This window comes from Novosphingobium sp. PASSN1, assembly GCF_002278815.1.
This window is the reverse complement of sequence record NZ_NKIS01000004.1, coordinates 128,285-151,551: the sequence shown is the minus strand read 5'-3', so window position 1 is coordinate 151,551 and position 23,267 is coordinate 128,285. Positions and strand designations below refer to the sequence as shown.

Here is a 23,267-nt window from a genome sequence, read left to right as displayed (position 1 = left end):
CCTTCAGCCGCCCTCGTTGCGGCGGCACCATTCCCTGATGACGGGAAGATAGGCGCCCGGTGCGTCGCTCAGGATTGCGTGCGCGGCGCCGGGAATGGTGCGGTAAAGTGCATGGGTGACACGGCGGGCGAAGGCGCTGACGGTTTCGGGCCGGGCTTCGTCATGCTCTCCGGCCACGAACAGGGTGCGGCGGCCCTCGAGCCGGGCAAGCAACGACTCGCCGTCGTATTCGCGTAAGGTGCCGGTGGCGCGGAACTCTGTCGGACCCCACATGCCGTTGTAGACCGTGTTACCTGCATAGGCAGGCAAGGCCGCGCGATAGGCGGTGATGCGCGGATCGCGCGGGGCGCGCCAGACGTGGCGGCTGAAGTATGCCTCGTCTGCGGCGGCGCACTGGGCAAGGCTAGGCGGTGCTGCGCCTTCACAGGCAGCGAGCGTGGCCTGCCACTGGCCGGGCAGGCGGCGGCGCAGGGCATTGGCATCCGCGATCCAGCTGCGCGTGGAAACCAGCGGTGACTGGATAATGAGGCCCGCGAGCGCGGCAGGGCGGCGCGCGCCGTATTCGAGCGCGAGGGTGCCGCCCCAGCTGCCGCCGCCAAGGTGCCAGCGTTCGATGCCAAGGGCGCGGCGCACGGCCTCGATCTCGTCGACAAAGCGTTCGACGCGCCAGTTGCGCGGATCGCCGGGGGCATCGGAGCGGCCGCTGTCGAGCTGGTCGTAAAGGATCACCGCGCGCTCGTCTGCCAGCGCAGTAAGCGGGAGCAGCCCCGCGTGGCCGCTGCCGGGGCCGCCGTGAAGATAGACCAGCGGCAGGCACGGGCCGGAGAGATCGCCGTTGACGCGGACATAGATGCGACCGCCCTCGACCGGGACCATGAGCTCGCGGTCCGGCTTGAGCCGCAGCTCCGGCAAAGGAGCGGCGCGGGGTGAAAGCGCCGGAGCCGCAAGGGCGGCAAGGCCAGCGCCGAGCAGGTGGCGGCGCGTGAACGCAGGGCAGGATGGCGACATGGCCGCCATCCTGCCTGCTGTGCGCTGCGAGGCAAGCGCCAATCGGTCAGAAGCGGTAGGACACGCCCGCGCTGAGGATCCATGCGTCGATCTTGTGGCGCGTGGTCAGCGCTTCCACTCCGCCAGCGGTGGTGAAGTGGGCGGTGGTGTTGACCCAATACTTTTTGGCATCGAGGCTGAGGCCGTAGCCCTTGTTGCCCAGCGCGATATCGACACCGGCCTGCACGGCGGCACCCACTTCGTTGGAGAGGCGCACGCGCGCCGCGCCAAGGCCTGCCGCTGCCGCGCCGGGGCGTTCACCCAGCCAAAGGTAGAGCGCCGGGCCTGCGCCGATATACGGCTTGATCCCACCGCTGAGCGGCAGGTGATACTTCACCGTGAGCGTGGCCGGGATCAGCACCGCGTGATCGACGATGGCCGCACCGGCCAGCGCGCCCGCACCGGTAACGTGGTGTGAGGACGTGCAGCAGATCGTTTCGGCCGAAATGTTGGGCGTGAAGAAGTATTCGACCGCGAGCGTGGGCACGACATTGTCGCTCGCCTTGGTCTGCGAACCTGCGGGCAGGCCGATGAGGTCCTTTTCGACACGGCTGATCTTGCCATCGGGCAGGACGGCAGAGCCGAGCACCTTGATCTGCCACTTGCCTTCGCTCGAACCGGCGTGGGCAGGGGCGGCAACAAGGGCGGTGGAGGCGAGCGCCGCACCGATGGCGGCTCTATGCAGGGTCTTCATGAGCATGGCTTTCGTAGGCTGCGGCTGTCCTGCCCCTCGCAGGACTGCATGTGGACCGCAGCACAGGGGCCAGATGCCTCGGGACCCTGCTGCCGACATTGATGGAGCGCAAATTGCGAAGGAAAATTGTAACCGGAAAGGACAATGATTTCAGGTCATTTTCAGGCGCGCGCTGCAAATTGACACGGGTCAATGTTGCAAGGGCGAAGGACGGGCAGGGACGGTTCCAGGACTTGAACCAGAAACCCGACATGGAAGGGTACTTCCCATGGATTCCGTACTCCCGCGTACTGGCATTTGGCTTGGCGCGTTATTTTTCGCGGTGATCGCCACCGCGCTGGCGGCCGATAGCGGCTTTGCCATCCATATGATGATCTGCGGTCTTGCCGCGTTGATCGGGCTTGTCGCCACGGTGCGCGGCTGGGATCCGGCAGCGGCGATTCGCCCGGTCGATACAGAACGTTATGACGACGACCTGATCCGGCTGGGCGTCATCGCCACGGTGTTTTGGGGCATGGCGGGGTTTCTGGCGGGGCTGTGGATCGCGCTGGAACTGGCGTTTCCGCAGCTCAATCTGGGGCTGCAATGGATCAATTTCGGGCGGCTGCGCCCGCTGCACACATCGGCGGTCATCTTTGCCTTCGGCGGAAACGCGCTAATCGCGACTTCGTTCTACGTGGTCCAGCGCACCTGCCGCACGCGGCTCGCGCTGCCGGGCCTCGCGACCTTCGTGTTCTGGGGCTACCAGCTGTTCATCGTGCTGGCGGCAACCGGCTACCTGATGGGCATTTCGCAGGGCAAGGAGTACGCTGAACCGGAATGGTACGTCGATCTGTGGCTCACGGTGGTCTGGGTCGCCTATCTCGCGGTCTTCGTCGCCACGCTGCTGAAGCGGTCTGAACCGCATATCTACGTCGCCAACTGGTTCTACCTCTCGTTCATCCTGACCGTGGCGATGCTGCATCTGGTGAACAACCTCAACGTGCCGGTCAGCTTCTTCGGCTCGCGCAGCTATCCGCTGTTCGGCGGGGTGCAGGGCGCGCTGGTGCAGTGGTGGTATGGCCACAACGCGGTGGGCTTCTTCCTCACCGCCGGCTTCCTCGCGATGATGTACTACTTCGTGCCGAAGCAGGCCGAACGCCCGGTCTATTCCTACCGGCTTTCGATCATCCACTTCTGGGCGCTGATCTTCCTCTATATCTGGGCGGGTCCGCACCACTTGCACTACACCGCGCTGCCCGATTGGGCGCAGACGCTGGGCATGGTCTTCTCGGTCATGCTGTGGATGCCGAGCTGGGGCGGGATGATCAACGGCCTGATGACGCTCAACGGCGCGTGGGACAAGATCCGCACCGATCCGATCCTGCGCATGATGGTCCTCGCGCTCGCCTTCTACGGGATGAGCACGTTCGAGGGGCCGATGATGAGCATCAAGTCGGTCAACTCGCTTTCGCACTATACCGACTGGACCATTGGCCACGTGCATTCGGGCGCGCTGGGCTGGAACGGGATGATCACGTTCAGCTGCCTCTACTACCTTGCGCCGCGTTTGTGGGGCCGTGAACGGCTCTACTCCTTGCGCATGGTGAACTGGCACTTCTGGCTCGCGACGCTGGGGATCGTTTTCTACACCGCCGCGATGTGGGTGGCGGGGATCACCCAGGGCCTGATGTGGCGCGAATACGGGCCGGACGGCTATCTGGTGAACTCGTTCGCCGATACCGTCGCCGCGCTCCACCCGATGTATGCGCTGCGCGTGGTGGGCGGTCTGCTCTACCTCTCGGGCGCGGCCGTCATGGCCACCAACATCACCCGGACCATCCTTGGCCACTATCGCAGCGAAGCGCCGATGCATTCGGCCGCCTTCGACCCGGCGCGCGACGTTCCGCTCGCGCCTGCGACCGCCATCTGACCAGCCCGGACAGGAGATACCAACATGGCTACTTTCATGGAACGCCACCGGAAGCTGGAACGCAACGTCACCCTGCTGGGCGTGCTTGCCTTCGCGGCGGTGACGGTGGGCGGGATCGTGGAGATCGCGCCGCTGTTCTGGATCGATAACACGATCGAAAAGGTGCAGGGGATGCGTCCCTACACCCCGCTCGAACAGGCCGGGCGCGATATCTACGTGCGCGAGGGCTGCTATACCTGCCACAGCCAGATGATCCGCCCATTCCGCGACGAAGTGGAACGCTACGGCCACTACAGCCTGGCGGCGGAATCGATGTACGATCACCCGTTCCAGTGGGGATCGAAGCGGACGGGTCCGGATCTGGCGCGCGTGGGCGGCAAGTATTCGGATGAATGGCATGTCCAGCACCTTTCCGCCCCGCGCGAACTGGTGCCGGAATCGATCATGCCGAACTATGCCTTCCTCAAGGTGCAGCCGCTCGATCAGGGCGACATGGTGCCCGCGCTGCAGACGCTGGAGCGGGTGGGCGTGCCCTATACCAAGGAAGAGATTGCCGCCGCCAATGACGACCTCAAGGCGCAGGCCGATCCCGAAGCCGATCACGCTGCCTTCCTGAAGCATTATCCCAAGGCGGTCGTGCGCGATTTCGATGGCGATCCGAAGCGCCTGACCGAGATGGATGCGCTGGTCGCCTATCTGCAGGTGCTGGGCACGATGGTCGATGTGAACGCCCCGGCGGCGCAGGAACATCTGGCGAAGGAGAAGGGCCGGTGACCTTCCTGCAGCTTTCCACCCATTCGACTTATGACCAGCTGCGGCATCTGGCCGACAGCTGGGGGCTGGCGATCATGGCGCTGATCTTCGTGGCGCTGTGCCTCTGGCCGTTCCGCCCGGGCGGGCGCACGGCGAGCCGCGATGCGGCCCTCTCGATCTTCGAGGATGACTCCAATGACGCATGACAACACGCACCATGGAAAGGTGATCGACGCGGCGACGGGCACGGCCAAGGTCGGCCATGAATGGGACGGGATCGAGGAACTGGATACGCCGCTGCCGCGCTGGTGGCTGTGGACCTTCTACGCCTCGATCGTGTTCGCGCTCGTCTATGTCGTGCTCTATCCGGCGATCCCGATGCTCCATTCGGCAAGCAAGGGCACGCTTGGCTGGAGCAGCCGGGGCCTGCTGGCCGAGGACATGGCGCACCAGAAGGCCGAGCACAAAGCTGTGCAGGATGCCATTGCGGCAACGCCGATCACTGCGCTGGCCGCCAATCCGGCGCTGCAGCGCGCGGCCATCGAAGGCGGGCACGCGGCGTTCAAGGTGAACTGCGTGCAGTGCCACGGTTCGGGCGCAGCGGGGGCAAAAGGCTATCCCAACCTCAACGACGACGACTGGCTGTGGGGCGGCGATCTGGAAACGATCCAGCAGACGCTGGTGCATGGCATTCGCCATCCCGGCGATGATGCAACCCGCACCAGCCTGATGCCCAGCTTTGGCCGCGACGGTATCCTCAAGGCGTCTGAAGTGCAGGATGTGGTGAGCCACGTGCGCGCGCTGAGCAAGCAGGAGCCTGCAGGCGCAGCCGCGCGGCGCGGGGCGCAGATCTTCGCCAACAACTGCGCGGTGTGCCACGGCGCGGCGGGCGAGGGGAACCGGGGTCTTGGCGCGCCCAAGCTGAGCGACAAGATCTGGCTCTATGGCGGAGACCGTGCCGCGCTGACCGAGACGGTGACCAATGCCCATGCCGGGGTGATGCCCGCGTGGAACGGGCGGCTCGATGCAGTCACGATCAAGATGCTGGCGGTCTATGTCCACTCGCTGGGCGGCGGCGAGGCGGCGCCTGTGGCGGCTCCTGCTCCAGAAGCGGGGGCAGCGCAGTAACCACCATGAACGCGCTTGATCCCAATAAGCCCGCACCGCTCTATGCCAAGCGGACGGCAGTGTTCCCCCGCAAGGTTGACGGGCCGTTCCGCCGCTTCAAGTGGCTGGTCATGGCGGTGTGCCTTGCGGTCTACTGGGGCACGCCGTGGATCCGCTGGGACCGGGGGCCACATGCCCCCGGGCAGGCGGTGCTGGTCGATCTGGCGCACCGCCGGTTCTACATGTTCGCCATCGAGATCTGGCCGCAGGAGTTCTACTTCGTGGCCGGGCTGCTCATCATGGCGGGGATCGGGCTGTTCCTCGTGACGAGCGCGGTGGGCCGCGCATGGTGCGGCTATGCCTGCCCGCAGACGGTGTGGACCGACCTTTACCAGCATGTCGACCGCCTGATCGACGGGGATCGCAATGCGCAGATGCGGCTGAATGCCGCGCCCTGGACCCCGGCCAAGTTCGTGCGGCGGATGTTCAAGTGGAGCGTCTACCTTGGCATCGCGTTCGTGACTGGCGGCGCGTGGATCTTCTACTTTGCCGATGCGCCGACCTTGCAGCGCGAGTTCTGGACCGGGACGGCGGCCCCGGTGGCTTATGCCTGCACGGGCATCCTGACGTTCACGACCTTCTGGCTCGGCGGCTTCATGCGCGAGCAGGTGTGCATCTACATGTGCCCCTGGCCGCGCATCCAGACCGCGATGCTGGACGAGAATTCGCTGACGGTGACCTACAAGCACTGGCGGGGCGAGCCGCGCGGTTCGCTCAAGGAAGCGAAAGGGGCTGCGAGCCCGCTGGGTGACTGCATCGATTGCAAGCAGTGCGTGGCGGTGTGCCCAACGGGCATCGACATCCGCGAGGGGCCGCAGATCGGCTGCATCACCTGCGCGCTGTGCGTCGATGCCTGCGACAAGGCGATGGCCTCGATTGGCCGTCCGCGCGGGTTGATCGACTATTGCACGCTGATCGATGCCGAACGCGAGATCAAGGGTGAGGCGGCGCGTCCGGCCATCAAGGTGCTGCTGCGCCCGCGTATCCTGGCCTATTTCGCGGTGTGGGGCGGGATTGGCGTGGCGCTGCTGTTCCTGCTTGGCGCGCGCGAGCGGCTGACGCTTTCGGTGGCGCGTGAACGCAATCCCGAGTTCGTGCAGCTTTCAGGCGGGGCGGTGCGTAATGCCTTCACGCTGGCGCTGCGCAACATGGAAGACCGCCCGCGCACCCTGCGCATTGCCGCCGAAGGGCTGCCCGGAGCGGCGCTCTATACCGACGAGATGGCACCGGGCGCGGCGCGGGCGACTATCGATGTGGCGGTGCCGGCGGACAGCACGGCCAAAGTGCGGCTCTATGCCGTGGTGCCCGCAGACAAGGCGCGGTCGCACGACTTTACCTTGCGCGCGACTGCGCTGGACAAGGATGGCCAGGCGGTGCGCCGCGAAACCCATTTCGCCGCACCCGGTAGCGAGCATGAAGAAGAGGAGCACGACTGATGGCACCGCTTGCAGCACGAACCGCCAAGCCGTTTACCGGGCGGCACATGGCGCTGGTGATGATCGGCTTCTTCGGCGTGGTGATCGGCGTGAACATGCTTCTCGCCAACCTTGCGGTGGCGACGTTCAGCGGGACGGTGGTGGAGAACTCCTATGTCGCCAGTCAGGGGTTCAACCGCCTGCTGGGCGCGGCGGCGGCGGACAAGGCGTTGGGGTGGAAGCTGGCGCTCGGGCGGACCGAGCACGGCACCGTGCGCCTGCAACTGAGCGACGCCAACGGACGGCCGCTGACGGGCGCGGCGGTGCGGGCTGAGGCGGACCATCCGCTCGGCGCAAAGGCGGCGGTGGTTCTGACCCCGCGCGAAGTGGCACCGGGGGTTTACGAGGCAGCGCTGCCTGCGGGCCGCTGGCACGTGGCGGTTGAAGTGCGCGCGGGTGGCCATGTGTGGCATGCCGAGGATGACGCGCTGTGAACGCGGCGCCAGCAAGGCTCGCCCCTGAGGTCATGCGCAGCGTGCTGGCGGTGCCGGGGATGCACTGCGCGGGCTGCATGGGGAAGGTGGAGCGCGCGCTGGGCGCGGTGCCGGGGGTGGCTTCGGCGCGGGCGAACCTGACCGCGCGGACCATTGCGGTCGATCATGCGGCGCAAGTGGAAATCCCCGCACTGGTGGCCGCGCTGGCGGGCGCGGGCTTCGCGGCAGAGCCGCGCGAGGATGCGCTGGAGCCGCCCTCGGCCTCGCGCGAATTGCTCGCGCCGCTGGCGGTGGCGGCGTTTGCCTGCATGAACGTGATGCTGCTTTCGGTCAGCGTCTGGTCTGGCGCGGATGGCAGCACGCGCGATCTGTTTCACTGGCTTTCGGCGCTGATCGGGGTGCCCGCGATCCTCTATGCCGGGCAGCCGTTCTTCCGCTCGGCGCTCGGCGCGCTGAAGCGTGGGCGCACCAACATGGACGTGCCGATTTCCATCGGCGTGACGCTGGCGACGGGGCTTTCCTGCTACGAGACGGTGACCGGCGGCGCGGAAGCGTGGTTCGATGGCACGCTGATGCTGCTGCTGTTCCTGCTGGCAGGCCGCGCGCTCGATGCGATGATGCGCGACCGCGCGCGCGCCGGGGTGGCGGCGCTGCTGCGGCAGGCCGCCAGCGGGGCGATGGTGGTCGGCGCAGAGGGCGCGCTGCACTGGACGGCGGCGGCTATGCTCGCGCCGGGGATGCTGATGCGCGTGGGCGTGGGCGAGCGGCTGGCGGCGGATGGCGAGATTGCCAGCGGAACCGGCCGGTTCGACCAATCGCTGCTGACCGGCGAGACCGCGCCCGTGCCTGCCGGGCCGGGGCAGTGCGTGCTGGCGGGGATGCTCAATCTGGATGGGCCGGTCGATGTGGTGGTGACCGCAGCGGGGCAGGGCACGGCGCTGGCGGAGATCGCGCAGGCGATGGAAGCGGCGGGGCAGGGGCGGAGCGCCTTCGTGCGCATCGCGGACCGTGCCTCGCGGCTCTATGCCCCGGCGGTGCATACGCTGGCGGCGCTGAGCTTTGCCGGGTGGCTGATCGCGGGCGCTTCGTTTCATCAGGCGCTGGTGGTGGGGATCGCGGTGCTGATCATCACCTGCCCTTGCGCGCTGGGCCTCGCGGTGCCGGTGGCGCAAGTGGTGGCGGCGGGCGCGCTGCTCAAGCAGGGCGTGATGGTCAAGGACGGCAGCGCGATCGAGCGGCTGGCGCGGGTGGACCGTGTGCTGCTCGACAAGACGGGCACGCTGACGATGGGCCGCCCGGTGCCCGATCCGGCGGTGCTGGACGCGCTTTCTGAAGTGGAAGCCGCAGTCGCGCTCGCGCTGGCGAGCCACAGCCGCCATCCGCTCTCGCAGGCGCTGGCCTTGGCACTGGCGGCGCGCGGCGTGCGCGCGGCAAGCCTGGAGCACGTGCGCGAGACGGCGGGGCGCGGGGTTTCGGGAACGTGGAATGGTCAGGCGGTCGCGCTCGGGCGGCCTTCGCAAAGCGGCGGCACGGCAGCGGCGCTGGCAATTGGCGCGGGACCGGTGCGCGTGATCGGCTTTGCCGACCGGCTGCGGCCCGATACGCGCGCGGCGCTGGCGGAGCTGGGGGCGCTGGGCGTGCAGGCCTCGATCCTTTCGGGCGATGTTCCGGCGGCCGTGGCGCTCACCGCGCGCGAGACGGGGCTGACGGGCCAGGCTGCGGCGCTGCCGACGGACAAGCTCGATGCGATCCAGCGGCTGCAACGCGCGGGCAAGCGCGTGCTGATGGTGGGCGACGGGATCAACGATGGCCCCGCGCTTGCGGCGGCGGATGCTTCCATCGCGCCGGGCAGTGCCAGCGATGTGGGGCGGCAGGCGGCGGACTTCGTGTTCACCGGGGATTCGCTGCTCGCCCTGCCGCGCACGGTACGGGCAGCACGCAGCACGATGCGGGTGGTGCGCGAAAACTTCGCAGCTGCGATCGTCTACAACGTGCTGGCGGTGCCGCTGGCGATGGCGGGCATGGTCACCCCGCTGGTGGCCGCGATTGCCATGGCGACATCCTCGCTGATCGTGGTGGGCAATTCGCTGCGCCTTGCGGGAGCCGCGAAATGACCTCCATACTTGTCCTGATCCCCATCGCGCTCGGCATGGGCCTCACTGGCCTTGCCGCCTTTTTCTGGGCGCTGCGGGGCGGGCAGTTCAGCGATCTTGATGGCGCGGCGGCGCGCATCCTGATCGATGAGGATGAGCCCCTATGAAGCGCACCTTTGCCCTGCTCAGCACGCTGGCGGTGCTGCAACTGGCGATCCCGGCGCAGGCGGCCCCGCGCCCGGTGATGATCGCGATCTGCGGCGACGGCGCGCCGATCCGGCTGCCAACAAAAAAGCACGATCCGGAAAAGCAGAGTTGCAAGATTTGCCATAGCGCAATGCGGGGCCGCTTTGCGGGTGGCAATTGCTGCGGGGATAACGACGAGGAGGAGGATCCCGGGCCATGAGCGAACCGACCGCAGCCGAGACATTCGCCGATTGGACCTATCACCCGGCGCTGCTCGCGCGGCCCGTGCCGCGGTATACCAGCTATCCCACGGCGGCGGAGTTCGTCGAGGAAAGCTTCGAGGCCCGGCAGCGTGCGGCGCTCGAACGGCTGAGCGGCCCAGTTTCGATCTATCTCCACATTCCTTATTGCGAAGAGATCTGCTGGTACTGCGGCTGCAACACGGGCGCGGCCAACAAGCGCCACCGCCTGACTGCCTATCTGGAGGCGCTGCACCGCGAGATTGCGCTGGTGGCGGAGATGCTCGACCCCTCGGTGCGGATCGAACATATCGCATTCGGCGGGGGCAGCCCCAATGCCGTGCCGCCGACCGAATTCGTGCGGCTGATCGATGCGCTGGTGCTGGCGTTCCGCTTCGTGCGGCCTGCGCTTTCGGTAGAGCTCGATCCCCGCACCCTAACGCGCGATTGGCTCACCGCGATCCGGGGCATCGGCGTGACGCGCGTGAGCCTTGGCGTGCAGACGCTGAACCCCGCCGTGCAGGCCGCCATCGGGCGGGTGCAGCCGATCGAGATGATCGAGCGCGCGGTCGAAGGGCTGCGCGCGGCCAAGGTCGGCTCGATCAATTTCGACCTCATGTACGGCCTGCCGCACCAGACCGATGACGTGCTGGCGGAAACGCTGGCGCAGACGGCGGCGATGGCGCCCGAGCGGATCGCGCTGTTCGGCTATGCCCACGTGCCGCACATGATCCCGCGCCAGCGCCGGATCGATGCCTCGGACTTGCCGGACCAGCGCGGGCGCTTCCGCATGGCGGCAATGGGCGCGCGGCAATTGATGGACGCTGGCTATCAGGCGGTGGGCTTCGATCACTTTGCACTGCCCGACGACAGCCTTGCCGTGGCGGCGCGCGAGGGCAAGCTGCGGCGCAATTTCCAGGGCTTTACCAGCGATCCCGCGTCGGTTCTGATCGGGCTTGGCGCTTCGGCGATCAGCGAATTGCCGGGCGTGATGGTGCAGAACGAGAAGAACCCCGGACGTTATCGCATGTTGATCGGCGCGGACCAACTCTCGGGACGCAAGGGGCTGGAGACCACCGCCGAGGACGCGCGGCGCGCCGGCGTGATCGAGGCGCTGCTGTGCAAGGGCGCGGCATGGATCGAACCTGACCTGCTGAACGCGGCGCGCGCGCGGCTGGAGCCGTTTGCCGCGGCGGGGCTGATCACCACCGAGCGTGGCTGGCTGCGGCTGGAGCGCAGTGCGGCGCCTTATGCGCGGGCGATTGCCTCGGTTTTCGATGCCTATCGCACCGAAGAGCGCAGCTTCAGTTCGGCGATCTGAGGCGGGGACAGCACCTTCAAACCGAAGAATAGCTATGCGGATGGGCGATTGCAGGCTGCATGGCGGCCCTGCGCGCGGTAGGTCTGGTGCTCATCCAACCAGCCACGCGAGTTCCCATGAAGCCTATTGAAACCATCATGCGCACGGCTCCGGTCATTCCGGTGCTGGTGATCGAGGACGTGGCCCACGCCGTGCCCGTGGCGCGCGCGCTGGTAGCGGGCGGGCTGCGCGTGCTTGAAGTCACGCTGCGCACGCCGGTTGCGCTCGATGTGATCCGCGCGATGCGCAGCGTCGAAGGCGCGATTGTCGGCGCGGGCACGGTGACCGATCCGGCCACGCTCAAGGCCTCGATCGATGCGGGCGCGGAATTCATCGTTTCGCCCGGCCTTACCGAGCGGCTGGGCGCGGCGGCGGTGTCTTCCGGCATTCCCTATCTGCCCGGCATCGCCAATGCGGGCGATATCATGCGCGGGCTTGATCTGGGGCTGACGCATTTCAAGTTCTTCCCGGCTGCCACGTCGGGCGGTTTGCCTGCATTGAAGGCGCTTGCCGGGCCGTTTCATCAGTGCCAGTTTTGCCCGACGGGCGGGATCACGCTGGAATCTGCGCCGGACTGGTTGGGCTTTGGGCCTGTGCTGTGCGTCGGCGGCTCGTGGGTGGTCGGCCAGACCGCCTCTGGGGGGGATCCTGATAGCGCGGCCATTGAAGCTGCAGCGCGCGCGGCCGCGGCACTGACGCGCAACTGAGCCATTTGGAGTGAGGCGCAAACCGGGGAAGGCGAAGCCGATGGCGGATAGTTCTTTTGGGGTCGATTCGCTGAGAGACCGGTTGCAGCAGCTGCACGCGCAGACCGCCGAGACCCCGCTGTTCAATCCGGTGTTTCAGCTGAGCCATGATCTTTCGCGCCAGCTGGAAAGCGGCGCGCTCGATCTGGGCGCGATGGAAGCGCTGGTCGCGGCGCTGGAGTGCGAGGGGTTGCAGGCGCGCGCGTCCAAGCTGCGCGGGCTGATCGCGCCGACCGATCCTGCGGAAAACCTCGCGCGGATCGCGGCGCTGCTGAACGAGGAGGACGGCCTTTCCGAATTCCGCCGCCGCTGGGAACGGCCGCTGCTCCACGCCGTGTTCACCGCGCACCCGACCTTCCTGCTCAGCCCCGCCGAATCCGATGCCGTGGCCGAAGCTGCGCTGGCGGATGATCCGATGGCGGCAACCGTGTGCCAGGTGCCGGGCGCTGCGCCCAAGGTGACGCTGGACTATGAGCATGATGAAGCGCTGGCCGCCATCGAGCGCGCGGGCGCGGCGCGTGACCGGATCAATGCGGCACTGCTGGCCCATGCGCGGGCGCGCTGGCCGGGGCGCTGGCTTGATTTCCGCCCGCTGCCGTTCCGGTTTGCCAGCTGGGTCGGCTATGACATGGACGGACGGACCGACATTTCGTGGTCCACGTCGGTGGCCTACCGCCTCATGGAAAAGGCGCGGCGGCTGGAAAGCTACGGCGCGCAGCTGGCGGCAGTGCGGCCCGGACACGCGCTGATTGCCACCTTGCGCGGCGCGGCGGCGCATGCGGCAGACATGGCGGTGCGCTTCACCGGGCTGGGCGCGGAGCCAGATGCGCTGGCGGCGGCGGCCAATGCGCTGACAGCGGAGCATCCGGACAAGCTGCTCTCGCTCACGCCCGTGATCGCCGCACTGGAGGCCGAAGCAAAGGCAGCGGACGGCGATGATGCGATTGCGCTCGCCGTGCTGGCGGGCGCGATGCGGGCGGACGGGCTGGGGATGGGCTGGATCCATTTCCGGGTGAACGCCTCGCAGCTGCTGAACGCGCTGCGGCGGCGGATCGATCCCGAAGGCACGATGGATCTTGCCAGCAAGAGCGCGCTTTCGAAGCTGCGCGAGCTGCTGGCCGAGGTGAAGCCGCTGCGCGCGAATTTCGCCGCGCTGGCCATCGAAACATCGACCGCGATGCGCCAGTTCCTGGTGATGGCGCAGATCCTGCACCACGTGGATGCCGATGCGCCCATCCGGATGCTGATCGCCGAATGCGAGCAGCCGCAGACGGTGCTCGCGGCGCTCTATTTCGCGCGGCTGCTGGGGATCGATGGCAAGGTCGATGTCTCGCCGCTGTTCGAAACCGAAGCGGCGCTGGAGCATGGCGGGCGGTTTATCGAGGCGCTGCTGGCCGAGCCTGCCTACCGCGATTATATCCGCCAGCGCGGGCGGCTGGCGATCCAGACGGGGTTCTCGGATGCCGGACGGTTCATGGGGCAGATCCCGGCGGCGTTGGCGATCGAGCGCCTGCAGGGGCGGCTCGCGGCGGCGATGAAGGCGGCTGGGCTGACCGATGTGGCGGCGCTGGTGTTCAACACCCACGGCGAGAGCATGGGGCGCGGGGCGCATCCTTCGGGGCTGGAGGACCGGCTGACATGGCCGCTCAGCCGCTGGGCGCGCGGGCGCTTTGCCAAGGCGGACATCGCGCTGGAGGCGGAGGCGAGCTTTCAGGGCGGGGATGGCTATCTGTTCTTCCGCTCGGACGAACTGGCGCTCGCCACGCTGACGCGGATCATCGAGGCGGAAGAGGCCTTGCGCGGGGAAGCGGAGGCCGATCCGTTCTATGACCGCACCGACCTCTCCCTCGATTTCTACCGCGCGATCCGGCGCGTGCAGCGCGAGCAGCTGGAAAGCGTGACCTATGCCCGCGCGGTCACCGCGTTCGGGCTGGGGATGCTCAAGACCACCGGCAGCCGGGTTTCGCGGCGGCAATCGGATATCGCCAGCGACCGCACGATGAGCCTGCGGCAAATCCGCGCGATCCCGCACAACGCGATCCTGCAGCAAATCGGCTATCCGGTGAACGTGATTGCGGGCGCCGGGATCGCGGCGGGCGAGGAGACCGAGGCGGTGGCCGAACTGCTGGGCCGTTCGGCACGCGGGCGGCAGCTGGTGCGGCTGCTGCGCGCGGCCAACGGCCTTGCCTCGATCAAGACGGTGGCCTGCTTTGGCGAGCTGTTCAACTCCGCCTACTGGGCAAGCCGGCCCTATCGCGGCACCGAAACGAGCCTTGAGGACGCCTGCCTTGCGCTGGCGGAATACCTCACCAAGGACGACCGTGCGGGCGTGTTTCGTCGGCTCGCCTCGCGGTTGCGCGTGGACTGGATGAAGCTGCACCGGCTGCTGGCGATGATCCCCCACGAGCCAGTGGGGGGTGAGGCCCGCAACACCGCGACCGAGAAGCAGCGCCGCACCATCGCGCTGTTGCAGTCGCTGCGGCTGGCGCTCCTGATGCACATGTTCCTGCGCGCGGTGCAGGTGCCGCCGTTCAGCCGCTCCAACGACGTGAGCCGCGAGGATGTGCTCGAAATGGTCCTCTCGCTGCGGGTTGACGAAGCACTGGCGCAGCTGCGGCGCGCCTATCCGGTGGTCGAGCCCGAAATCGAGGACTTCCCGGTGAACGAACCGACCGACTACCCGGACAACCGCGCGGAGGGATATGGCGCGATCCGCACGCGGTTCATTGATCCCATCGAGCGCGCGCACGCGCTGAACCTGCGGATTTCAGCGGCGATTGCGAACCACTTTGGGGCGCATGGGTGAGGGCCTGACACCTCACCCCACAAACGTCCGCCCCTGCTTCACCGGTTTGGCGGGCAGGCCGAAGATTGCGCCTGCGCTCAGCCGGGTGCCGCGCACGACCAGCACCAGCGTGTCGCCTTCCTCGATGTTCACGTCTTCGCCGGGGTGCTGGATGGATTGGCCGTTGATGCGGTCGATCTGCACGATGAAGAACGCGCCCGCGCCGCGGCGCTCTGCTTCGCCCACGGTCGCGCCGGTGAGGGCACCTTTGTGGACGGCGGTGACGACTTCGACATCGAGGCCGAGATCGTGGAGGAAGCGGCGCGCATCGGCCATGTGTTCGGCTTCCTGGATGCGGGTGTCCGTCGCGGGGTAGAGGATCAGTTCGGTGATGCGTTCCGCGCCGATGTGGGTGGGGAGCACTACTTTGTCTGCACCTGCGTGGAACAGCTTGCGTTCAGTGGTGGGCGCTTCGCCGCGCGCGATGATCTGGACGGCGGGGTTGAGGCTGCGCGCCGAGAGCGTGATGAACACGTTGGCGGCATCATCCGGCAGGACCGAGGCGAGCACGCGGGCGTGCATGATCCCGGCGGCGCGCAGGGTTTCCTCCTGCGTCGCTTCGCCCACCAGCACCAGCCAGCCTGCGGCGCGGGCTTCGTCTGCCAGATCGGGGTTGCGTTCGATGATCACGAAGGGATGGCGCGCTTCGGTCAGCGCCTTGGCGAGCTGGAGGCCGATGCGGCCCATGCCGCAAATCACGGCGTGGTCCTTCAGGCGATCGATTTCGGTCTGCATCTTGTTTGCCCCCAGGAGCTGGCGGAACTGGAACAGGGTGAACACCTGCACGAGCGCGGAGGTGAGCACGATCATGCCGGTGCAGCCGAGCACGATCGTGGCCGTGGTCCACAGGCGCAGGAAGTTCGTGTCGATCGGGCGGACTTCGCCGTAGCCGACCGAGAAGATGGTGAGGAGCACCATGTAGGCCGCATCGCCGGGGGGCCAGCCGCTGGCGATATAGCCGATGGTGGAGACGGCGAAGACCACCGCGACATAGAGCAGCGTGCCGATCAGCAGCCGCAGCGGCGATGCGAGCACGCGGCCTGCGCCTTTGGAGAGGGTGGCGAGCTCGTCCATCGCCCCGGTTCAGCCGCCGCCGAGGCGCAGCAGCGCGGCCATGCCCCAGACCGTGCCGACGATGAGCAGCACGCCCGCCAGATCGAGCAGGAAACCGGCGCGCAGCACGCGGGGCATGGCGATATGGCCAGTGCCCCAGGCCAGCGCGTTCGGCCCGGTGCCCGCAGGCAGCATGAAGCCCCAGCTGGCCGCTAGCGCGGCGGGAAGGGCGAGGAGGATCGGGTCTGCCCCCAGCGCGCCGCACAGCGCAGCGACGACAGGCATGATCCCGCTGGCGGCGGCGATGTTGCTGGCAAATTCGGTGACGATGATGACAAAGCCGACGAGGACGAGCGCGACGACGGGCAGCGGCACGCTGCGCAGCGGGAGCATCGCGGTGCCGAGCCAATCGCTGAGGCCCGAGGCGTCCATCCCCATCGCGAGGCTGAGGCCGCCGCCGAACATCAGGATCACGTCCCAGGGCATCCGGTTGGCTTCCTTCCACGTCAGCATCGCGCGGCCCGTGCCATCGGGGAGGACGAAAAGCGTGAGCCCGGCGATGGCGGCGATGGTGCCGTCTGTCAGCCCGCCTTTGGGAAACAGGCTTTCGGTGAGGGGGAGCGTGACCCACGCGAGGACGGTGAGCAGGAACAGCGGCACGAGGCGGCGTTCGGGCACGGTCCATTTCACCGAATGTTCGATGGCATTTCGCGCGGCGGCGGGATCGAAGCTGCCAGGGCCGATGCGGTGGACGCGCGCGATGATGAAGGCGGCCAGCGGCACGCCGATGAGCACGATGGGGAGGCCGAAGGCGGACCATTCGAGGAAGCTGATCTTCACGCCCAGCGTCCGATCCAGCAGCCCCGCCGCGATGGCATTGGTGGGCGTGCCGACAATGGTGCCATAGCCGCCCAAGGTGGCCGCGAAGGCAACGCCCATCGGCAGCGCGCCTGCCATGCCGTCGGTCTCGCCTTCCTCGACCCCGCCCGAGGTGAGGATGGCGAGCGCCATCGGCATCATGATGAGCGCGGTGGAGGTGTTGGAAATGAACATCGAGATCGACGCGGTGGCGGCCATGACCGCGAGCAGCAGGCGCACCGGGCTGGTGCCGGCATGGGCGAGCATGGTGAGCGCGAGGCGGCGGTGCAGGCCGGTGCGCTCGATCGCGAGCGCAAGGAACGCACCGCCGACGAACAGGAACATGATCGGCGAATAATAGGCCGAGGCGGTCTTGTTCGCGTCCGTTACCCCGGTGAGCGGGAGGACGATGAACGGAAGCATGGCGGTGGCCGAAAGCGGCATCGCCTCGGTCATCCACCACACCGCCATCCACCACACGAGCCCGGCGGTGTGCCACGCGGTGGGCGGCATCCCGGCAGGCGCGGCGATGAGCAGCGTGGCGAGGAGGCCGAGCGGGCCGAGTGCGAGGGCGATGGAGCGGGCGGTCATTGTGTCCCATCTCTGGAACATGTTGACACGGTCCTGAGGGATATTTGCATTCGATCAGTTTGGCAGATTTGATCGCATTTTTCGATCAAATGCCAGCCGCTGCCTTCGATCACGCCCCGCCACCCCTTCAAGCTAGTGCCAGCGCGCGCCGCACCAACCTCACCGCCATAGGCGATGAGGGGTGGGGTAGGAAAACGGTTTCGCCGAAACAGGCGGCTTCAGAGCACGAAATCGGCTGCCACGAGCACGGCATCGGGCTGTACGGCAATGGTGAAATCAGCGACGCCATCGCCGTTGGTATCGCCTTGCAAGAGGTAGCCGGCCACGACTGCCTCTATCTTGAGTTCGCCCGTCACATTGTGGAAAGCTTTTGTGCCGATGAAAGTAAATGCCTGATTCTGAGCCAGATTCGTGTTGGCGTCGATCGCGGAAAGATCGATTTTATCACCCTCGGCGTGTTTGAAATCGAAGATCTTGTCAAAGCTGCCGTTTTTGGCGCTGCCGGCAACGTCGGCGAGCGCGAAGACGAACTTGTCTGCGTCGGCCCCGCCAGTGAGTTTGTCAAAACCCGCGCCGCCGATCAGGGTATCCCGGCCAGCCTCGCCATTGAGTTCGTCGTTGTTGGCGCCGCCATCCAATCTATCGGCACCGCGCCCGCCATAAAGCGTGTCGGCACCTGCCAGCCCGTTCAGAATATCGTTGCCGCCGTATCCAGAAAGGATGTTGCTGGCATTACCGCCGATCAACGTATCGTTTCCGCTGTTTGAGCCGATGATCGATTCGAATCCGATGTAGATATCGTCTTTGGCCCAGCCGGTGCCATCGATGCTGGCATCAAGCGCAACGGTCACGCCCGAGGATCGGCTGAAATCGAGCGTGTCGATATCAGCCCCGCCGTCGACGGTTTCAGCGCCAGCGCCGGGCATGAAGGTATCGGCGTTTGAGCCAAGGTCGATAGAGCCATCGATCGTGCCGGAGCGATTATCTACAACATCGCTGCCTGAGCCTGTCGTCACATCGCCGGTCATCAGGCCGCGATTGAGCAAAGTGTCGTTGCCCGAATAGAGATCGACATCGCCTTCGATCTGTCCGCGATTGATCAGGCGATCATTGCCCAGATCGGTGTAGATGGCCTTTGACCCGATGGACGAGATCGTGCCGTAGTTGATGATGCGGACCTCGCCCGTGCCGGTCGCGGCATAGATGCCCCCGTTGCCCTGGATCATGCCGTAGTTGAGGATGCGGCCAGCCAACCCGCCCGAGGCCGAGTTCAAAACCACAGCCGCCGAGGTACTCGCATGGATCTGGCCATAATTGGTCAGCACCGCGTTGGTCGATTTCAGCATTACCGCTTCACGCAGGCTGGCGATCGTGCCGCTGCTGCCGATGGTGATCACGTCTCCGGGCGTGCCGTCATTGCCGAGCTTGAGGCCCTGATAACCACCCACGAAGCCAAAGACCTGGACCGAGGCGCCGCCACCGTTGGCATAAACGGCAGCATCTTCGGAGCTCACCACAGTGATCCCCGTCGGGATCAGAAGCCCGTTCAGCGCATCGACCGCGTATTGGACGCCGTTGCTGGAGCTGTTTACGGCAATTTGAAACGCCATCTGAAATCCCCTCAAACTCTGGAACCGGATGAGCAGGGCATGACATATGCAACAGGCTTGCGCTTGTACAAATTCAACACTTCAACCCATTGTGCTGGCCTGATAAGAATTTGGCGCAAACAGAAAGTGGGCGCACTGCAGTTGTCCGCCCAACTTCTTTGAAAACCGCAACTGATTTAATTCAAACATCTTAGAGTGGTTTCCGACCAATCTGGCGCACGCATGATCGGCGCCGACAATGACCAAGGCCTTCAGCCAAACAGGGGCGCGGCGGATAAACGCCGCGCCCCCTCTCTTTTGCAGTGTTATGCCGATCAGGCGATCAGCAGGAAATCGCCTGCTACCAGCGCCGGATGGGTGGCTTCGCCGATCAGCGCGATCTGCACGGCGGCGGCGCTGCCGGTTCCATCGCGATCATACAGCAGCACGCCGGTGGAGGTGTTGTAGATCAGGCGGTCGCTTGCGTCCTGCGCGGCGGTGGCGCCTGCTCCGGCGAAGAATGCGGCATCGGCCAGGGCAGTGTTGGCAGCCCCGGTGAGGCCGGTGAACACCGACTTGTCGAGCACGATGCGATCGCCCTGCGCGTGGCTGAAATCGGTGATCGTATCGCCCGTACCGGCAAGCGGAGCATCAAATACGAAGCGGTCAGCACCAGTGCCGCCGGTGAGCCGGTCCTGACCTGCGCCGCCGGAGAGGCTGTCTGCACCTTCATGGCCATTGAGCGTATCGTTGCCGCCGCCGCCGATCAGGCCATTGTTGGCTTTGCTGCCATCGAGCAGGTCGTTGAGATTCGAGCCTGTGACCGATTCGACACCGAGCACGAGATCGAGGCCCGCGCCGCCCGTGGCCTGTGCCACGGTGATGCGCAGATCGACGGTGACGGCAGCGGTGGCCTTGGCATAGCTGGCGATGTCGATCCCGAGGTTGCCGAGCAGTTGATCGTCACCCGCGCCGCCATCGAGCACGTCATCGCCGTTGCCGCCGCTCAACTCGTCGTTGCCGGCATCGCCGTTCAGCACATCATTGCCGTCTCCGCCCGAAAGCACGTCGTTGCCCGCGCCGCCATTGAGGACGTCGGCGTCGCCGAAGCCGAAGATCTTGTCGTTGCCACCAAAGCCGTTCATCGTGTCCTTGAATTCCGAAAGCAGGATCCGATCATCTCCGCCCAGTACTTTGGTGAGCAGGGCCAAATCATCAGCCGTGCTGGCCGTGTTGGCGATGCCGACGATTTCGAGCGCGCTGATCGTCACGCGGCTGAGGATGTAGTTCGGCTTGGAGAAATCGGCGATCCGGCCGCTGTAGACCGAGACGGCGCGCACGGTGCCTGCGGTGGCGGTGCCATCGGCTGCGAATGTGATGCCCGAGCCACCGAAATAGGCCGTGCGGGTGATGCCATCGAGATACTGGAAGGCCGCAATATCCTGTTCGACGCTGCTGCCCGTGACTTCGTTGATATTGTCGAAGAAGGTCCTGCCGGTCTGGTCGGTGATGAGCGAGCTGAGATCGAGTGTGCCCAGATTGAACGCTGTGGTTGCCACGAAGTTTGCCATAGTCTCTCTCCCATCCGGACGGTCAGCGGGGCCGCGTGATCCGACAATTGTGCCAAGGTATGGCTGATCGCGAAGCCTATGCAACCGAAATAGCCACTTATGCCTAGCTCGGTTTTTGCCGGAACGGGACAGCTGGAATCGCGCGGCGCGGGCCGCCGTGGAGACGCAATGCCGCTGCGCGGCGCGCGGGGCTGTGACGGGGCGCATAGCGCAAAAAAAGGCGCGCCTTGCGGCACGCCTTTTTTGCATGGCTTGGCCTGTGGCCCGGTTCGGACCTTGCGTGCCAAGGCCAAACGCGCGTTACTTGGGTGCGAGCACCATCAGCATCTGGCGACCTTCCATGCGGGGGAAGGCTTCGACCTTCGCGACTTCGGCGACATCATCCTGCACCTTGCGCAGAAGATTCATGCCGAGCTGCTGGTGCGAAAGCTCACGGCCGCGGAAGCGCAGCGTGATCTTGACCTTGTCGCCCTCTTCGATGAACTTCACGACATTGCGCATCTTGGTGTCGTAATCGTGGTCATCGATGTTCGGACGCATCTTGATCTCCTTGATCTCCTGCGTCTTCTGGCTCTTGCGGGCGAGGTTGGCCTTTTTCTGCGCTTCGTAGCGGAACTTGCCGACATCGAGGAACTTGCACACCGGCGGATCGGCGTTGGGCGAGACTTCGACAAGGTCGAGGCCGACTTCGGCGGCCTGCTCGATCGCTTCGCGGGTGTAGAGGACGCCCAGATTCTCACCGTTCTCATCAATCACGCGCACTTTGGGCGACTGGATGAGATGGTTGTAGCGGGGGCCGGTTTTCACTGGGGGCGCCATCATGCGCCGGGGTGGGGGGGCTATAGTGTTTGCTCCTGAAGTTTCACGGATGGGGTGGCCGCTCAGCCGGACCCCCGCGCGCTCATATCACAATGTGGCGGCAGATAAAGCGGGAAGGTTGGTTTGCGGTTAAGCTGCTTGCCCGCCGCGCCAGAGGGGGAAGCGGGCGAGTTTGCCGGCACCAGAGCCCGCCACCGCGACGAGGGCATCGATCACCCGGGCAGGCTGGAGGGCGGCGAGGATGGCCGGGTCGGCCGCGTTCATTCCGCCGGTGAGAGCGCCGAACGCGGGGAGGATGAGGCGGTTCTCGCTGGCCACCGCGCAAGGGCGCGCCACGCGGCGGCCGCGCGCGGTGACGCTGAACTTGGGGTGGAAGTGGCCGGAAAGCTCTGGCCCGGTCTCGCCGGGGCGGGCTTCGTGGCGCAGCGCGATGCCGCGCACGGTGAGTTCGGGAAGGCCGGGCGCGGCGGCGGCGGTGTCCTTGATGTCGTGGTTTCCCGTGATCCAGACCCAGTCCACCGCGCGCATCAGCGCATCGAGCATGCCGGCCGCGTGGGGTTCGAGGCGGGCTGGGCCGTGGCTGTCGTGGAAATTGTCGCCGAGGCAGAGCACGCGAACCGCACCCGTCTCGCGGATCGCTTCGGCGAATCGGCCCAGCGTCTCGCGGCTGTCGTATGGCGGGAGCATCGACCCGCGCGCGGCGTACCAGCTGGCCTTTTCGAGGTGGAGATCGGCCACCAGCAGGGCGCGTTCCTCGGCCCAATAGAGCGCGCGGCTGGGGGCGAGCGCGAATTCCTGCCCGGCAAATCCGAAGGGTGCGAACGAAACGGGAACCATGGACAGGCCTTGCCGGATTGCGTTTGGCTTGGCAAGACTTGGCCATGAGCACTGCACAAGAGGCCGGTCAGGCCGTCGTTAAAGAGGATTGGAGCGCGGAAACTGGCCGCGCGCGGACATGGTTCGAAAGCCTGCGGGACCGGATCTGCGCCGAGTTCGAGGCAATCGAGCGCGAGGCAGGCAGCGACGCTAGCTTCGCCTACGCGCCGTGGAAGCGCGAGCATGACGGCGAGCCGGTTCCCGATGGTGGGGGCGGCGTACAGGGGCTGATGAAGGGCAAGGTGTTCGAGAAGGTGGGCGTGAACGTTTCCACCGTGGGCGGCACGTTCAGCCCGGAATTTGCCAAGACGATGAACGGTGCGGACCCGGAGAACCCCGGTTTCACAGCAACGGGGATCAGCCTTGTGGCGCACATGGCGAACCCGCATGTGCCCGCCGTGCATATGAACACCCGCTTTCTGACGACGCGCAAGGCGTGGTTCGGCGGCGGCGGCGATCTCAACCCGCCGATCCCTTATGCCGAGGATACGGCCGATTTCCACGCCAGCTACAAGGCGGCCTGCGACGCGCATGATCCGGCCTATTACGACAAGTTCAAGGCCTGGGCGGACGACTACTTCTACATTCCGCACCGCAAGGTGCACCGGGGTGTGGGCGGGATCTTCTACGACCATCTGGAATGCGCGGACGATGCCGGGTTTGAGGCGAACTTTGCCTTCACCCGCGATGTAGGGGACGCGTTTCTCAACATCTATCCGGCGCTGGTGCGGCGGCGGATGGGGATGGACTTCACGCCCGAGGACAAGCTGACGCAGCTGACCTGGCGCGGGCGCTATGCCGAGTTCAATCTGGTCTACGACCGGGGGACGCTGTTCGGCCTCAAGACCGGCGGCAATATCGACGCGATCCTCATGAGCCTGCCGCCTGAGGCGAGCTGGGTTTGAGGTAGCCGGACCCCGGATTCGGGGTGACGGGCAACGCAGGGGCAGTCTCCCGGA

Annotated in this window: 21 protein-coding genes; 13 read left to right on the top strand and 8 right to left on the bottom strand. The window is 66.3% G+C overall.

The genetic code is table 11. The annotated features are described in order from the left end of the window. Positions 1-3: 3 nt before the first annotated feature. Positions 4-1,008: a proline iminopeptidase-family hydrolase gene (locus tag CFE35_RS08915; protein ID WP_292930134.1), complete on the bottom strand. Its 1,005-nt coding sequence runs from the start codon at positions 1,006-1,008 to the stop codon at positions 4-6. A 46-nt stretch (positions 1,009-1,054) separates the two neighbouring features. After that, the gene (locus CFE35_RS08910; protein ID WP_366557134.1) at positions 1,055-1,747 is read right to left on the bottom strand and encodes an OmpW family outer membrane protein; all 693 of its coding nucleotides are present in this window, start codon (positions 1,745-1,747) and stop codon (positions 1,055-1,057) included. Positions 1,748-2,009: 262 nt separating this feature from the next. Here CFE35_RS08910 and ccoN point away from each other — a divergent pair, with 262 nt between their 5' ends. From ccoN to CFE35_RS08850, 12 genes are all read left to right on the top strand, one after another. Next, on the top strand, positions 2,010-3,653 hold the full coding sequence (gene ccoN, locus CFE35_RS08905; RefSeq protein WP_292930132.1) for a cytochrome-c oxidase, cbb3-type subunit I: 1,644 nt from the start codon (positions 2,010-2,012) through the stop codon (positions 3,651-3,653). 24 nt (positions 3,654-3,677) lie between these two features. Then, positions 3,678-4,427, top strand: coding sequence for a cytochrome-c oxidase, cbb3-type subunit II (gene ccoO / locus CFE35_RS08900; protein WP_292930130.1), 750 nt, complete (start codon positions 3,678-3,680; stop codon positions 4,425-4,427). Continuing rightward, positions 4,424-4,612, top strand: a complete 189-nt coding sequence (locus CFE35_RS08895; protein WP_292930128.1) for a cbb3-type cytochrome c oxidase subunit 3 — start codon at positions 4,424-4,426, stop codon at positions 4,610-4,612. Before ccoO ends, CFE35_RS08895 begins: the two co-directional genes overlap by 4 nt. Continuing rightward, positions 4,602-5,534 (top strand): cytochrome-c oxidase, cbb3-type subunit III, encoded by a 933-nt coding sequence (gene ccoP / locus CFE35_RS08890; protein WP_292930126.1) that lies wholly within the window; start codon positions 4,602-4,604, stop codon positions 5,532-5,534. Before CFE35_RS08895 ends, ccoP begins: the two co-directional genes overlap by 11 nt. Before the next feature lie 5 nt (positions 5,535-5,539). Beyond that, the gene (gene ccoG, locus CFE35_RS08885; protein WP_292930124.1) at positions 5,540-7,009 is read left to right on the top strand and encodes a cytochrome c oxidase accessory protein CcoG; all 1,470 of its coding nucleotides are present in this window, start codon (positions 5,540-5,542) and stop codon (positions 7,007-7,009) included. Next, complete coding sequence (locus tag CFE35_RS08880) at positions 7,009-7,482, top strand: FixH family protein (RefSeq protein WP_292930122.1); 474 nt, start codon at positions 7,009-7,011, stop codon at positions 7,480-7,482. Before ccoG ends, CFE35_RS08880 begins: the two co-directional genes overlap by 1 nt. A gap of 32 nt (positions 7,483-7,514) precedes the next feature. Next, a complete protein-coding gene (locus CFE35_RS08875; RefSeq protein WP_292930416.1) occupies positions 7,515-9,596 on the top strand; it encodes a heavy metal translocating P-type ATPase in 2,082 nt (693 codons plus the stop codon). Then, a complete protein-coding gene (gene ccoS / locus CFE35_RS08870; protein ID WP_292930120.1) occupies positions 9,593-9,742 on the top strand; it encodes a cbb3-type cytochrome oxidase assembly protein CcoS in 150 nt (49 codons plus the stop codon). The genes CFE35_RS08875 and ccoS overlap by 4 nt, the downstream gene beginning before the upstream one ends. Then, entirely contained in the window at positions 9,739-9,981 is a 243-nt protein-coding gene (locus tag CFE35_RS08865) for a hypothetical protein (protein WP_292930118.1), read from the top strand. The genes ccoS and CFE35_RS08865 overlap by 4 nt, the downstream gene beginning before the upstream one ends. Further along, complete coding sequence (gene hemN / locus CFE35_RS08860; RefSeq protein ID WP_292930116.1) at positions 9,978-11,321, top strand: oxygen-independent coproporphyrinogen III oxidase; 1,344 nt, start codon at positions 9,978-9,980, stop codon at positions 11,319-11,321. Before CFE35_RS08865 ends, hemN begins: the two co-directional genes overlap by 4 nt. Positions 11,322-11,437: 116 nt before the next feature. Continuing rightward, a complete protein-coding gene (eda, locus tag CFE35_RS08855; RefSeq protein WP_292930114.1) occupies positions 11,438-12,067 on the top strand; it encodes a bifunctional 4-hydroxy-2-oxoglutarate aldolase/2-dehydro-3-deoxy-phosphogluconate aldolase in 630 nt (209 codons plus the stop codon). A gap of 40 nt (positions 12,068-12,107) precedes the next feature. Further along, complete coding sequence (locus tag CFE35_RS08850; RefSeq protein ID WP_292930112.1) at positions 12,108-14,912, top strand: phosphoenolpyruvate carboxylase; 2,805 nt, start codon at positions 12,108-12,110, stop codon at positions 14,910-14,912. Between the two features lie 12 nt (positions 14,913-14,924). Here CFE35_RS08850 and CFE35_RS08845 read toward each other — a convergent pair whose 3' ends face one another. From CFE35_RS08845 to pdeM, 6 genes are all read right to left on the bottom strand, one after another. Beyond that, positions 14,925-16,025, bottom strand: a complete 1,101-nt coding sequence (locus tag CFE35_RS08845; RefSeq protein ID WP_292930110.1) for a TrkA family potassium uptake protein — start codon at positions 16,023-16,025, stop codon at positions 14,925-14,927. 9 nt (positions 16,026-16,034) lie between these two features. Continuing rightward, positions 16,035-17,453 (bottom strand): DASS family sodium-coupled anion symporter, encoded by a 1,419-nt coding sequence (locus CFE35_RS08840; RefSeq protein WP_292930108.1) that lies wholly within the window; start codon positions 17,451-17,453, stop codon positions 16,035-16,037. 218 nt (positions 17,454-17,671) lie between these two features. Next, positions 17,672-19,063: a calcium-binding protein gene (locus CFE35_RS08835; RefSeq protein ID WP_292930106.1), complete on the bottom strand. Its 1,392-nt coding sequence runs from the start codon at positions 19,061-19,063 to the stop codon at positions 17,672-17,674. A gap of 314 nt (positions 19,064-19,377) precedes the next feature. Beyond that, positions 19,378-20,613: a calcium-binding protein gene (locus CFE35_RS08830; protein WP_292930104.1), complete on the bottom strand. Its 1,236-nt coding sequence runs from the start codon at positions 20,611-20,613 to the stop codon at positions 19,378-19,380. 300 nt (positions 20,614-20,913) lie between these two features. Continuing rightward, positions 20,914-21,435: a translation initiation factor IF-3 gene (gene infC / locus CFE35_RS08825; RefSeq protein ID WP_292930102.1), complete on the bottom strand. Its 522-nt coding sequence runs from the start codon at positions 21,433-21,435 to the stop codon at positions 20,914-20,916. Positions 21,436-21,561: 126 nt separating this feature from the next. Further along, positions 21,562-22,269, bottom strand: a complete 708-nt coding sequence (pdeM, locus tag CFE35_RS08820; RefSeq protein WP_292930101.1) for a ligase-associated DNA damage response endonuclease PdeM — start codon at positions 22,267-22,269, stop codon at positions 21,562-21,564. A 44-nt stretch (positions 22,270-22,313) separates the two neighbouring features. On the opposite strand from pdeM, the gene hemF reads away from it, so the two are divergent. Continuing rightward, positions 22,314-23,213, top strand: coding sequence for an oxygen-dependent coproporphyrinogen oxidase (gene hemF, locus CFE35_RS08815; RefSeq protein ID WP_292930100.1), 900 nt, complete (start codon positions 22,314-22,316; stop codon positions 23,211-23,213). Positions 23,214-23,267: the final 54 nt, after the last annotated feature.

Bases quoted from the DNA above. Each gene is read 5' to 3' on its own strand.
- CFE35_RS08915 (WP_292930134.1), bottom strand. From the start codon at position 1,008: ATGTCGCCATCCTGCCCTGCGTTCACGCGCCGCCACCTGCTCGGCGCT.
- CFE35_RS08910 (WP_366557134.1), bottom strand. From the start codon at position 1,747: ATGCTCATGAAGACCCTGCATAGAGCCGCCATCGGTGCGGCGCTCGCC.
- ccoN (WP_292930132.1), top strand. From the start codon at position 2,010: ATGGATTCCGTACTCCCGCGTACTGGCATTTGGCTTGGCGCGTTATTT.
- ccoO (WP_292930130.1), top strand. From the start codon at position 3,678: ATGGCTACTTTCATGGAACGCCACCGGAAGCTGGAACGCAACGTCACC.
- ccoP (WP_292930126.1), top strand. From the start codon at position 4,602: ATGACGCATGACAACACGCACCATGGAAAGGTGATCGACGCGGCGACG.
- ccoG (WP_292930124.1), top strand. From the start codon at position 5,540: ATGAACGCGCTTGATCCCAATAAGCCCGCACCGCTCTATGCCAAGCGG.
- CFE35_RS08880 (WP_292930122.1), top strand. From the start codon at position 7,009: ATGGCACCGCTTGCAGCACGAACCGCCAAGCCGTTTACCGGGCGGCAC.
- CFE35_RS08875 (WP_292930416.1), top strand. From the start codon at position 7,515: ATGCGCAGCGTGCTGGCGGTGCCGGGGATGCACTGCGCGGGCTGCATG.
- ccoS (WP_292930120.1), top strand. From the start codon at position 9,593: ATGACCTCCATACTTGTCCTGATCCCCATCGCGCTCGGCATGGGCCTC.
- CFE35_RS08865 (WP_292930118.1), top strand. From the start codon at position 9,739: ATGAAGCGCACCTTTGCCCTGCTCAGCACGCTGGCGGTGCTGCAACTG.
- hemN (WP_292930116.1), top strand. From the start codon at position 9,978: ATGAGCGAACCGACCGCAGCCGAGACATTCGCCGATTGGACCTATCAC.
- eda (WP_292930114.1), top strand. From the start codon at position 11,438: ATGAAGCCTATTGAAACCATCATGCGCACGGCTCCGGTCATTCCGGTG.
- CFE35_RS08850 (WP_292930112.1), top strand. From the start codon at position 12,108: ATGGCGGATAGTTCTTTTGGGGTCGATTCGCTGAGAGACCGGTTGCAG.
- CFE35_RS08845 (WP_292930110.1), bottom strand. From the start codon at position 16,025: ATGGACGAGCTCGCCACCCTCTCCAAAGGCGCAGGCCGCGTGCTCGCA.
- CFE35_RS08840 (WP_292930108.1), bottom strand. From the start codon at position 17,453: ATGACCGCCCGCTCCATCGCCCTCGCACTCGGCCCGCTCGGCCTCCTC.
- CFE35_RS08835 (WP_292930106.1), bottom strand. From the start codon at position 19,063: ATGGCGTTTCAAATTGCCGTAAACAGCTCCAGCAACGGCGTCCAATAC.
- CFE35_RS08830 (WP_292930104.1), bottom strand. From the start codon at position 20,613: ATGGCAAACTTCGTGGCAACCACAGCGTTCAATCTGGGCACACTCGAT.
- infC (WP_292930102.1), bottom strand. From the start codon at position 21,435: ATGATGGCGCCCCCAGTGAAAACCGGCCCCCGCTACAACCATCTCATC.
- pdeM (WP_292930101.1), bottom strand. From the start codon at position 22,269: ATGGTTCCCGTTTCGTTCGCACCCTTCGGATTTGCCGGGCAGGAATTC.
- hemF (WP_292930100.1), top strand. From the start codon at position 22,314: ATGAGCACTGCACAAGAGGCCGGTCAGGCCGTCGTTAAAGAGGATTGG.